Below are 10,729 nucleotides of genomic sequence, written 5' to 3'. Positions count from 1 at the left end.
ACGTCGTCCGACGTCCCCCAGGCCTGTGCCCCCGACGGCGGCGGCACCCTCCAGCTCGGCATGGTCGACATCAACGAGCAGACCGCCTTCTTCACCCAGATGAACGAGGGCGTCCAGGACGTCGCCGACGAAGCCGGCGCCGACCTGCAGATCGTCAGCGGTGACAACGACAGCGCCACCCAGGTCTCGGGCGTCGAGAACCTCGTCGCCTCGGGCGTGGACGCCCTGATCGTCGACCCGGTCGACGCGACCGCGCTCGTCCCCGCCCTCACCGCGGCCAAGGCCGCGGGCATCCCGGTCGTCGCCGCCGACGGCTCGGTCGACGACGCCTCGGCGATCGACTCGTACGTCGGCACGGCGAACGAGGACGGCGGCGCCCAGCTCGGCAAGGCCTTCCTCGACATCACCGGCGGCGAGGGCGAGGTCGGCGTCGTCGGCGCGCTCAACAGCGCGATCCAGATCCAGCGGCAGAACGGCTTCACCGACGCCGTCGAGGCCGGCGGCATGACCATCGGCACGATCGTCGACGGCCAGAACGTCAACGAGGACGCCCAGGCGGCAGCCGAGAACCTGCTGACCGGCAACCCCGACCTCGAGTACATCTACGCCACGGGCGAGCCCGCGCTGAACGGCGCCATCGCCGCGGTCAAGAGCCAGGGCGCCCAGGACCGCGTGAAGATCGTCGGCTGGGACCTCTCGCCCTCGGCCGTCGAGGGCCTGCAGGACGGCTACGTCGAGGCCGTCATCCAGCAGGACACCTTCGGCTTCGGCTACGAGGCCGCCAAGGCCGCGATCAACCTCGCCTGCGGCACCGCCGAGGTGCCGGCGACCGTCGACGTGCCGATCACGATCGTGACGCCCGACAACCTGGCCGACTTCTCGTACTACCTGGAGGGCTGATGACCGACGCGACCCGCGCCTCCTCCGAGCCCCTGCTCGTCGAGCTCGAGGGCATCCGCAAGTCCTACGGCGCCGTCGACGTCCTGCGCGGCGTCGACCTGCGCCTCGCACGCGGCGAGGTGCTCGGCCTCGTCGGCGACAACGGCGCCGGCAAGTCCACCCTGATGAAGGTGCTCGCCGGTTCCGTCCAGCACGACGGCGGCCGCATCAGCATCAAGGGCAAGGAGGTGCGGTTCCAGTCCCCGAGCGACGCCCAGGCCGAGGACATCGGCATCGTCTACCAGGACCTCGCCCTCTGCGACAGCCTCAACGTCGCCGCCAACCTGTTCCTCGGCCGCGAGCCGCGGGTCGGACCCTTCCTCAAGGTCGGGGCGATGCACGCCGAGGCCACGGCGGTGCTGAAGGAGTTCGGCGTCCGCGTGACGTCCACGCACCAGCTGATCTCGCAGCTCTCGGGTGGCCAGCGCCAGTCGGTGGCCATCGCGCGCGCGGCCTCGGTCGACCCCGACGTGTTGATCCTCGACGAGCCGACCGCGGCCCTCGCGGTCACCGAGGTCGAGTCGGTGCTGCGCCTCATCAAGGAGGTCGCGGCCCGAGGGGTCGGCGTCATCCTGATCACCCACCGGCTGCAGGACCTCTTCCGGGTCTGCGACCGCATCACCGTCATGTACGAGGGGCGCAGCGTCGACGACGCCCGCATCGACGACCTCACCATCGAGTCGCTCGTCGACATGATCACCCGTGAAGGGAGCGCTGCCGCATGACCGCGACGACCTCTGACCCCACCCGCACCGACGGCCCCGAGCCCGGGCGCGGCCCCGGCACCTCCGACGCGCGCGAGCGCCGCTGGGAAGCGCTGCAACGCGTCAACAAGTCCACCCTGCTGATGCTGGTCGTGACGCTCGTCGTCATCGTCGTCTTCTCGGTGGCGACCCCGACCTTCCTCACCGGCACGAACCTGCGGAACGTCGCCGTGCAGGTGGCTCCCGCGGCGATCGTCGCCGTCGCGATGACCTTCGTCATCACGGCGGGCATGATCGACCTCTCGGTCGGGTCGACGCTCGCGCTGGTGTCGGTGATCGGGGCGGTGCTGCTGCGGGCCGGCCTCGAGTCGGTGCTGGTCATCGTGATCTGCCTGGCCGTCGGCGCCTTCTGCGGGTTGGTCAACGGCTGGTTCTCGAGCTACCAGGGCATCCCGTCGTTCATCGTCACCCTGGCCACGATGTCGATCGTGCGGGGCGTCGCCCTGCTGATCACCAAGGGCTACTCGATCGCCATCGGCTCGGGCCTGATCTTCGCCCAGGTCGGCCAGGGTCGACTGTTCGGGCTCGGCTATCCCGCCTGGCTCGCGCTGATCATCGTCGGCGTCGGCATCGTGGGGCTGCAGCGCATGCGGTTCGGCCAGTACATCACCGGCATCGGCTCGAACGAGGAGTCGGTCCGTCGGGCCGGCGTGGACACGCGCTTCGTCAAGATGATGGCCCTCGTGCTCAGCGGCACGGCGGCCGGCGCGGCCGGCCTCATCACCGCGGCCCGCCTCGGGTCGGGCGACGCCAACTCGGGCGGCCACTTCGCCATGACGGTCATCACGGCCGTGGTGATCGGCGGGACGAACCTGCTCGGCGGCAAGGGCAGCGTGATCGGCACGGCGATCGGGGCCATCCTGACCGGCGTCATCACCAACGGCCTCACGCTGCTCGGCCTGAGCCCCTACATCGTGCCCATCGTGACGGGCAGCCTGCTGATCGTCGTCATCTGGATCAACCTGCGCGGCGGCTCGTTCACCGACCTGGTGCGCAAGCGGGTGACCCGATGAGCCGCGTCGGTGGCTTCGGCGTCGAGACGACCACGGTCGTCGACGTGCAGACGGTCACCGGCCCCGTGCCGAGCGACCGCCTCGGCTACACGCTGCCGCCCGAGCACCTGATCAACAGCATCGAGGAGGGCGGGCTCGAGCCCGACCCCGACTTCCCCGAGCTGTTCGACGCGCCGGTCACGCCCGAGATCGCCTGGGTGCTGCGCGACCGCCCGCTCGCCTGTCGCGACAACTGCGTGCTCGACGGCGACGACGACGCGGTCGACGAGCTCGTGGCCTTCCGCGAGCTCGGCGGAGGCACCGTCGTCGAGCTGACCTCGGACGGTCAGGGCCGTGACCCGCGCCGCCTCGCCGAGATCTCGCGTCGCAGCGGGGTGAACGTCGTCACCGGCGGCGGCTGGTACCTCGAGCGGTTCCACCCCGAGGCCACGGGCCGCGACACCGTCGACGACCTGGCCGCCCGCCTGGTCGCGCAATACCGGGCCGACCCGGCCGAGACCGGGGTGCCCCGCTCGGGCGTGATCGGCGAGATCGGCGTCTCGCCCGGCTTCACCGAGCGCGAGGAGCGCTCGCTCCGGGCGGCCTGCCGCCTGCAGCGCGAGACCGGCCTGCCGATGTTCGTGCACCTGCCCGGCTTCGTCCGGCACGGTGGGCGCGTGCTCGACGTCGTGCTGCGCGACGAGGGCGTCGACCCCACGGCGGTCGTCCTCTGCCACATGGACCCGTCGGGCAGCGACCCCGACTACCAGCGCAGCCTCGCCGAGCGCGGGGTCTGGCTCGAGTTCGACATGATCGGCATGCCGTACCGCTTCTCGCTGCCCGGCGAAGGGCAGTCGCCCTCGCCGGTCGAGACCGCGACGGCGATCGCCCGCCTGGTCTCGGCCGGGTTCGGCCGCCGCCTGCTGTTCAGCCACGACCTCTTCCTCAAGAGCATGTTGCGCAAGCACGGGGGCAACGGCCTGTCGTACGTCCCCGCGGTGTTCCTCGACCGGCTGACCGACCTCGGCGTCGACGCCGACGTCGTGCACGGCGTCGGCACCCGCAACGTCCGCGACCTCTTCGAGGGCGCGGCCCTGACCCGCTGAGGGGCGACGTCGCGGCACCGAGCCGCGCGCGCCTCCTCGTCCCGTACCGTCCCGTCACCATCGGAAGGCCCCACCATGTCCCGCATCCTCATCGCCGGCGAGAGCTGGATCACCGCGACCACCCACACCAAGGGCGTCGACGAGTTCACCGCCCACTCGTACACCGAGGGCGTCGCGCAGCTGCGGACGGCCCTGCAGGCCGGCGGCCACGAGGTCGTCCACCTGCCGGCCCACCTCGTGTCGACCGAGTTCCCCGAGACGCAGGAGGCGCTGGACGCCTACGACGTCGTGGTGCTGTCCGACATCGGGGTCAACTCGCTGCAGCTCGCGCCCGACGTGTTCGAGAAGAGCATCCCCGGTCGAGACCGTGTCCAGGAGCTCGCGCGCTGGGTGGGGGCCGGAGGCGCGCTGCTGATGATCGGCGGCTACCTGTCGTTCTCGGGCTGGCAGGGTCGCGCAGGCTACGCCCGCACCGAGATCGCCGACGTGCTGCCGGTCGAGATGCTGATCGGGGACGACCGCGTCGAGCGCCCGGCCGGCGTCGTCGCCACCGCGCTCGACGCCGCGCACCCCGCCCTCGGCGGCGCGGGCACCGGGTGGCCGCTGCTGCTCGGCTACAACCGCACCGTCGTGAAGCCGGGCGCGATCGAGCTCGCCCGCCTCGACGGCGACCCGCTCGTCGTCGTCGGCGAGGCCGGTGCGGGACGCACGGCGGTCTTCACGAGCGACTGCTCGCCGCACTGGGCGCCGCCGGCGTTCTGCGAGGAGTGGGACGGCTACGCCAAGGTGTTCAACGGCATCGTGTCGTGGCTGACCGGCCGCTGACGGTGGCCGACCCGACCCGGCCCGAGGGCCCCGGCGCGGGCCGGGCGGCGGCGCTCGTCGCCCGCTGCTCGGCCGAGCTCGACGCCTCGGCGGCGATGCCGCTGCTGGCCCGGATGGCCGACGGCACGATCGACGATGCGGCCTTCGGCCGGTACCTCGCGATCGAGCAGGCGTTCGTCCGGACGGCGGCCCGACTCGCCGGCTACTGCCTGTGGCAGCAGCCGGAGTGGTCCCGGGCCGAGCGGCACGCCGAGGCCGTCGTCGATCTCGTCGGACCGCAGAGTGCCTACTTCGCCGACCTGCGCGCGACGCGACCGGTCGACGAGGCAGGGCTGCCCGCTCTGCTGGCCCGCGCCTCCGTGCTCGAGGCCACGGTGACGACCGCGCTCGACGAGGGCGGCTACGCCGGGGTTGTCACCAGCCTCGCGGCGGCCGAGACCCTCTACCTGCAGTGGTGCACGCGGGCCGCGGAGCGGTCGGTGCCGCGAGCGGGCGACGTGCAGCGGTGGATCGAGCTGCACGTCACCGACGGCTTCCGCGCCCAGGTCGCCTTCCTGCACCAGCTGGTCGACGAGCTGCCCGCCGACGTGACCGACGATCGGCTGGACCGCTGGTTCGTCGCCATGCTGCACGCCGAGGACGCCTTCCACGCGAGCGCCCTCGCCGAGGTCACCGCGTGACCGGCCCCGTCGTCGACCTGGCCGCCGTCGAGGCGCGCCTCGCCACGGCCGGCATCCCCTTCGAACGGCTGGCCGTCGGACCCGACGCCGTCGTGGTCGTCTCGTCGTACGGGGGCCGCGTCTACGGTCCGTTCTTCGCCGCCGGCGAGGCCGAGAACTGGCTGCCCGACGCCTTCGCCTCCGACGACGCGTTCGGCGCGCTCCTCGGCGGCGGCGACTGGAACGTCGGCGGCGACCGGGTCTGGATCGGCCCCGAGATCGCCTACATGATCCGCGACCGCGACGACTACTGGGGCAGCTACGAGATGCCGCCGTCGCTCGACCCGGGCCGTCACGACCTCGACCGCACGGGCGACCGCGTGACCCTGTCGCGGGTCGCCGAGCTCGAGGCGTTCACCGCGCCGACCGGGCACGTCCGCGCCGACCTGACGCTGGTCGTGCGGCCCGCGGCGCATCCGCTGCGGCACCTGCGCGGCGCGTCGGCCGCGGGCCCCGACGGCACACCGCTCGTCGACGCCGTCGAGTACGGCGGCTACGTGACGGAGGTGCGGCTCGGGATCACCTCGGACGGCGCGCACGAGGCCGAGTCGTGGATGCTCGACCAGGTGCGGGCGGGCGGCACCGCGTTCGTCGCGGCCGTGCCCGACACCCAGGTGACCGACTACTACGAGCCGGTGGGGGACCTGCTCGCCGAGGTGCCCGGCGGGGTCGCCGTGTCGCTGACGGGCGCCGACCGCTTCAAGATCGGCTTCGCCGCACCGCACGTCACCGGACGGCTCGGGTACGTGCGCGCGGTCGGCGACCCGACCGACGACCGGGCGGTGCTCTTCGTGCGCGGCAGCCACAGCGACCCGTCGGCCGAGTACTCGGAGGAGCCCGACCCGTCGCCGGGCGTCCGCGGCGACTCCCTGCACCTGTACGACGACGACGGCGGGCTCGGCGGGTTCGCCGAGATCGAGGCCCGGGGCACGCCCGTGCTCGGCCCACGTCCCGAGGCGGTCACCGACCGGTTCGGCAGCTGGTGGTTCCGCGGGCGGACGGACGACGTCGCCCGCGTCGCCCAGCACCTGCTCGGGGTGCCCGCGCCGACGGTGGCGCAGGCCGCCCGGGGGGCCGCGCCGCGCCTCCTCGGTCCGTCGGTCGCGTCGTCGACCGCTGCGTCGACGCCGTCCCCGTCCCTGTCCCCGACCCCGACCCCGACCCCGACCCGAGAGCCGTCCCCGAGAGGAACGACATGACCCACGACACCGATCCGGACGCGGCGCAGCGCGCGGAACGCGCCTACGACGACCTCGTCGCCCTGGTGCAGCACGGCCCCCGGTTCCACGGCACCCCCGGCATCGCGGCCGCCGGCGACTGGCTCGAGCAGCGGCTGACCGCGGTCGGGTGGCCGGTCGCACGGCAGCCCGTGACGCTGCCCGGCTGGCAGCCCGGTCGGGTGCCTCGGGTCACCGTGCGGCAGCCGATCGCCCGCGACCTGCCCGCCTGGCCGATGCTCTGGAGCGGCTCGACCGACGGGCCTCGCCGGGGCACGGTCGAGGCCGTCGGCCCGCAGGGACTCTGGGGCGACTCGATGGTCTGGCAGAAGTTCGTCGTGCGGGGTGACGACGGCGACGTGGTGGCCTACCTGCACGCGCGCGACGACGGGCCCGCCGCACCACAGCCGCTGCCGTCCGGGTCGGACCACGACGTGGCCCACCTCGCCCTCGGCCGCCTCGACGGTCTGCAGCTCACCGAGTGGATCGCCGACGGCAAGCCCGTCGAGCTCGAGGTCGAGGCCGACAGCGGTCCGGTCGAGGCCGCGACGAGCGACAACCTGATCGTCGACGTCCCCGGCACGGGCGAGGGGTCGGTGCTGCTCTGCGCGCACTACGACTCGTTCTTCAACACGGTCGGCGCCTACGACAACGGCAGCGGCACGATCGCCCTGCTGCAGCTGGCCGAGCGGTGGGCGGCGGCCCCGCCGGTCGCGTCGGTCCGACTCGTGTTCTTCACCGCCGAGGAGTGGCACCTGGGCGGATCGCGGCACTTCGTCGACAGCGCCTCGACCGGCGAGCTCGACGCGATCGACTACGTCCTCAACGTCGACGGGCTCGGTCGCGGGTCGTTCGTCGAGGCGTTCGGGGCACCCGAGGCGTTCTCGACGGCGTTCCGCGGTGCGCTGCTGCAGCACGCCGCGGCCACCCGGCCCGACCTCGAACTCGTCACCCGGTTCCCCCCGACGACGGGCACCGACGACGCGTCCTTCTACCGGGCAGGCGTACCCAGCGCGTTCCTGACCTTCAACGACCTGCACCGTCTGCACCAGCCCGACGACGAGCCGAACCGGGGCATCGCGGCGAACGTGGCCTGGACCGTACCGCTCGTCGAGCACCTCGTGGCGAGCCTGGCGCGGCCGACCCGCGCCGCGCCTCCCGGGGTGCTCTAGGCCCGGGCCGGGCGGTCAGGCCACCGGCTCGGCGAAGACGATCCGGTTCTGGTCGTAGTGGCCCGAGTCGCGGTCGAACACGCCGCCGCAGGTGATCAGCCGCAACTGGTCGGTCGGCTGCGCCCCGAAGACCCGGGCGGTCGGGAACTCGGCCTTCGGCACGTCGACCACCTCGGTGACGGCGTAGCTCACGGCATCCCCGTCGACGGTGGTCACGTCGACCCGGTCGCCGACGACGAGCTCGTCGAGCCGCGCGAAGACCGCGGGGCCCGAGGCGGAGTCGACGTGGGCGGCGATCACGGTCGGACCCCGCCCGCCGGGCTTGCCGCCGCCGGTGAACCAGCCGACGTCGTCCGCGTCGACAGGCACCTCCATGGCGCCGTCGTCGGCGATGCCGAGGTCGATCAGCGGGGCGTCGAGGCCGATGGTCGGCACCGAGACGGCGGCCGGAGCGACACCCTCGCCGACGCCCCCGACGACCCCGGCGACCGCAGGAGGCGCGGTGCCGGTCGCCGACGGAGCCGCGGTCGGCGAGGCGCTCGCCCCCGCCCCCGGGGCCGGCGCCGCCGTCGGCGCGACCGCCCCGGGCCCCGCGCACCCGGCCAGGACCCGCACGGCGGCGACGACGACCGCCGGGGGCCGGGAGCGACGCACGTCAGGCCCGGGCCGCGCGCTGACGACGGGTCAGGACGTACGCACCCGCACCGAGCAGGGCGAGGGCCCCGGCGCCACCGGCCGCGAGGCCGAGACCGCCGGCCGACGCGCTCTCGGTGGCCGCGCCTCCGAGTCCGGTGTCGACGCCGCCGACGGGCCCCTGCGTCAGCTGGCCGCGGACGACGCCGGCCGCGAACGAGGCCGTGTGCGAGTCGCCCGTGAAGCCGGCCGGGTCCGCCTCGAGCTGCTTCAGGCTGAAGCCGGTGCCCGTGTCGGCACCCGCGGCGCTCATGACGCCGGTCGTGAACGGCCCCTGCAGGCAGCCGCTGCTCGTGCGCGTGCCGTCCCCGCGGTCGACCGGGTTCGGGAACGCGATGCGCGGAGGGCCGGCCTGGCCCCGGGCTGCCTCGTGGATGTGCGTCGCGGTCTTCGCCGGGCTCTGGTAGTCGCCCGTCACGCCGCGCAGGGTGATGTCGTAGCAGATCACCTCGGTGTCGCTGTTGACGCGGAAGTCGAACGTGCCGGTCGCGCCGGGCTCGCCCGGGGTGGCGACCCCGTCGTTGTTGATGACCTGGTCGGGCGTCGCCATCACCGTGTAGGCGCTCGTGAAGGTCGACGGTTCGGGCACCTCGGTCTCGGCGAACGCGGGCGTCACGCCGAACAGGGTGACGGCGGTCGCGGCGGCGCCACCCATCGTCAGGGTGCGGATGGCGGTCTTCTTGGTCGTGCGCGTCATCTTCGGCATGCTCCGGGTCCTCTCGACGGGGCGGCGCCCGGGCGGGTGCCGCTCGACAGGGCCTACGTCGGGCGGGGCCGATGCGTTCACGTCGGTCGCGAGAAAGTTCGTGCCCGGTCCGATGAACGCGGGAGGCGCGGCGCACGTACACCCCGTCGGCATCCGCGATCGGCGGGGATAGGCTGGAGGACAGGCCGATGATCGCCGTCATGGGTCGCGCGGGCCCCGTCCCGGGCCGCGCGCCAGATCGGAGCCCGATGAGCGAGGGGTCGTCCGGTCTCGACGTCCGCGCCGCGTTCGTCGAGCACGGCTCGTCGCTGCTCGGTTTCGCCGTCAACGCCCTCCGCGACCGGACGCTGGCCGAGGACTGCGTGCAAGAGACCTTCGTGCGCGCCTGGCGGGCCCGCGACTCGTTCGACGCCGACCGCGGCAGCGTCCGCACCTGGCTGTTCGCGATCGAACGCCGCGTCGTGCTCGACGTGCACCGGGCACGGACGCGCACGCCGTCGGTCGTGCCGCTCGAGCACGCCCCCGACCCCGTGGCGCGCGTGGCCGACCCGCTCGAACGGCTGGGCATGGCCGAGGGTCTCGCCCGCCTGAGCGACGACCACCGGGCGGCCGTCGTGGCCGTCCACCTCGAGGGGCTGAGCTACCGCGAGGTCTCCGAGCGCACGGGCGCCCCCGTCGCGACCCTCCGCACCCGCGTGTTCCACGCGCTGCGCGCCCGCCGCACCCGCCTCGACGACCGGGAGACGACCGATGACTGACCGCACGCCAGGGGTGGGGGCCGGTGACGGCGACGCCCGTCGCGACGAATTGGTGGCCGCTGCGCTCGCGGACGACCTCTCGCCGAGCGAACGCGTCGAGTTCGACGCGCTCCGGGCTGCCGACCCGTCGATCGATGCGGAGCTGGCGTCGCTCGGGGGGATCATCGGAGGACTCTCGGACTTCGGTCGCTGGGACGACGTGGCCCCGAGCGACCGGCTGCGCGAGCGCGTGGCGGGCACCGGGCGCGCCTCCGCGGCCCCGGACCCGCGCGGGACCGCCGGCGCTCTCGACGCCGACGTCCCCCCCCGGGCCGCCATCCCTCGCGGCCCCGGCCCCCCGGCCGCCGAGGCGTCGGTCCCGCACCTCGGTCCTCACATCGCCGCGGCCCGCGCGGGGCGGGGCCGACGCCCGCTGCTGATCGCCGTGGCCGCCGCGGCGTGCCTGGCGATCGGGGCCGGAGGCGGAGCCCTGCTCGCGACGCCTCGCGACACGGTGGTGGCCGGTCCTGCCGGCACCCTCGGCGCCGTCGAGCACGTGGACTTTGTCGGTCAGCCCGCCGGGGTCGACCTCGACGGAGACCTCGTCGCCCACACCTGGGGCACCGAGACGGTGCTCAGCGTCGACGGCCTGCCGACGGGCTCGGCGTTCACGGTCGTGGTGGTGGGGGGCGACGGGCGCGAGTACGAGTCCGGTGCGTTCCTCGGGTCGGACGTGCGCGTCGACTGCCGGTTGAACGCCGCCGTGCTGCGGTCCGACGTCGCGTCGGTCGAGATCCGCGCGGCCGACGGCCACGACGTCGCGGTGGCGTCGGTGCCTCCGGTCGCGAGCTGAGCCGCG

At 73.9% G+C, this 10,729-nt stretch carries 12 protein-coding genes; 10 read left to right on the top strand and 2 right to left on the bottom strand.

Going from position 1 to position 10,729, the window contains the following annotated elements; all coding sequences use genetic code 11:
• The 8 genes from AEQ27_RS12760 to AEQ27_RS12725 all read left to right on the top strand — a co-directional run.
• A partial coding sequence (locus AEQ27_RS12760; RefSeq protein ID WP_054146986.1) for a substrate-binding domain-containing protein occupies positions 1–900 on the top strand: 900 nt, incomplete at its 5' end.
• On the top strand, positions 900–1,664 hold the full coding sequence (locus tag AEQ27_RS12755) for an ATP-binding cassette domain-containing protein (protein ID WP_054146985.1): 765 nt from the start codon (positions 900–902) through the stop codon (positions 1,662–1,664). The genes AEQ27_RS12760 and AEQ27_RS12755, both read left to right, overlap by 1 nt.
• Positions 1,661–2,716, top strand: a complete 1,056-nt coding sequence (locus AEQ27_RS12750) for an ABC transporter permease (protein ID WP_054146984.1) — start codon at positions 1,661–1,663, stop codon at positions 2,714–2,716. Before AEQ27_RS12755 ends, AEQ27_RS12750 begins: the two co-directional genes overlap by 4 nt.
• On the top strand, positions 2,713–3,801 hold the full coding sequence (locus AEQ27_RS12745; RefSeq protein ID WP_054146983.1) for a phosphotriesterase: 1,089 nt from the start codon (positions 2,713–2,715) through the stop codon (positions 3,799–3,801). The genes AEQ27_RS12750 and AEQ27_RS12745 overlap by 4 nt, the downstream gene beginning before the upstream one ends.
• Positions 3,802–3,876: 75 nt before the next feature.
• The gene (locus AEQ27_RS12740) at positions 3,877–4,626 is read left to right on the top strand and encodes a glutamine amidotransferase (protein WP_054146982.1); all 750 of its coding nucleotides are present in this window, start codon (positions 3,877–3,879) and stop codon (positions 4,624–4,626) included.
• Positions 4,608–5,306: a TenA family protein gene (locus AEQ27_RS12735; RefSeq protein ID WP_152970355.1), complete on the top strand. Its 699-nt coding sequence runs from the start codon at positions 4,608–4,610 to the stop codon at positions 5,304–5,306. The genes AEQ27_RS12740 and AEQ27_RS12735 overlap by 19 nt, the downstream gene beginning before the upstream one ends.
• Positions 5,303–6,544, top strand: a complete 1,242-nt coding sequence (locus AEQ27_RS12730) for a hypothetical protein (RefSeq protein WP_054146980.1) — start codon at positions 5,303–5,305, stop codon at positions 6,542–6,544. The genes AEQ27_RS12735 and AEQ27_RS12730 overlap by 4 nt, the downstream gene beginning before the upstream one ends.
• Entirely contained in the window at positions 6,541–7,734 is a 1,194-nt protein-coding gene (locus AEQ27_RS12725; protein ID WP_054146979.1) for a M28 family metallopeptidase, read from the top strand. Before AEQ27_RS12730 ends, AEQ27_RS12725 begins: the two co-directional genes overlap by 4 nt.
• A gap of 15 nt (positions 7,735–7,749) precedes the next feature.
• On the opposite strand, the gene AEQ27_RS12720 is transcribed toward AEQ27_RS12725, so the two are convergent.
• Both AEQ27_RS12720 and AEQ27_RS12715 read right to left on the bottom strand, forming a co-directional pair.
• Entirely contained in the window at positions 7,750–8,388 is a 639-nt protein-coding gene (locus AEQ27_RS12720; protein ID WP_054146978.1) for a class F sortase, read from the bottom strand.
• 1 nt (position 8,389) lies between these two features.
• Positions 8,390–9,124: a CHRD domain-containing protein gene (locus AEQ27_RS12715; RefSeq protein WP_054147007.1), complete on the bottom strand. Its 735-nt coding sequence runs from the start codon at positions 9,122–9,124 to the stop codon at positions 8,390–8,392.
• 257 nt (positions 9,125–9,381) lie between these two features.
• Here AEQ27_RS12715 and AEQ27_RS12710 point away from each other — a divergent pair, with 257 nt between their 5' ends.
• Positions 9,382–9,891 (top strand): RNA polymerase sigma factor, encoded by a 510-nt coding sequence (locus AEQ27_RS12710; RefSeq protein ID WP_235451083.1) that lies wholly within the window; start codon positions 9,382–9,384, stop codon positions 9,889–9,891.
• Entirely contained in the window at positions 9,884–10,723 is an 840-nt protein-coding gene (locus tag AEQ27_RS12705; RefSeq protein WP_152970354.1) for a hypothetical protein, read from the top strand. The genes AEQ27_RS12710 and AEQ27_RS12705 overlap by 8 nt, the downstream gene beginning before the upstream one ends.
• Positions 10,724–10,729: the final 6 nt, after the last annotated feature.

It is taken from the genome of Frigoribacterium sp. RIT-PI-h, assembly GCF_001297205.1.
Taxonomy (GTDB): Bacteria; Actinomycetota; Actinomycetes; order Actinomycetales; family Microbacteriaceae; genus Frigoribacterium.
Note: the sequence above shows the minus strand (reverse complement) of the source record. Positions and strands in the feature narration are given on the sequence as shown.

Excerpts from the sequence above, each read along its gene's own strand:
- AEQ27_RS12740 (WP_054146982.1), top strand. The coding sequence starts at position 3,877 with ATGTCCCGCATCCTCATCGCCGGCGAGAGCTGGATCACCGCGACCACC.
- AEQ27_RS12725 (WP_054146979.1), top strand. The coding sequence starts at position 6,541 with ATGACCCACGACACCGATCCGGACGCGGCGCAGCGCGCGGAACGCGCC.
- AEQ27_RS12715 (WP_054147007.1), bottom strand. The coding sequence starts at position 9,124 with ATGACGCGCACGACCAAGAAGACCGCCATCCGCACCCTGACGATGGGT.
- AEQ27_RS12745 (WP_054146983.1), top strand. The coding sequence starts at position 2,713 with ATGAGCCGCGTCGGTGGCTTCGGCGTCGAGACGACCACGGTCGTCGAC.
- AEQ27_RS12750 (WP_054146984.1), top strand. The coding sequence starts at position 1,661 with ATGACCGCGACGACCTCTGACCCCACCCGCACCGACGGCCCCGAGCCC.
- AEQ27_RS12710 (WP_235451083.1), top strand. The coding sequence starts at position 9,382 with ATGAGCGAGGGGTCGTCCGGTCTCGACGTCCGCGCCGCGTTCGTCGAG.
- AEQ27_RS12705 (WP_152970354.1), top strand. The coding sequence starts at position 9,884 with ATGACTGACCGCACGCCAGGGGTGGGGGCCGGTGACGGCGACGCCCGT.
- AEQ27_RS12755 (WP_054146985.1), top strand. The coding sequence starts at position 900 with ATGACCGACGCGACCCGCGCCTCCTCCGAGCCCCTGCTCGTCGAGCTC.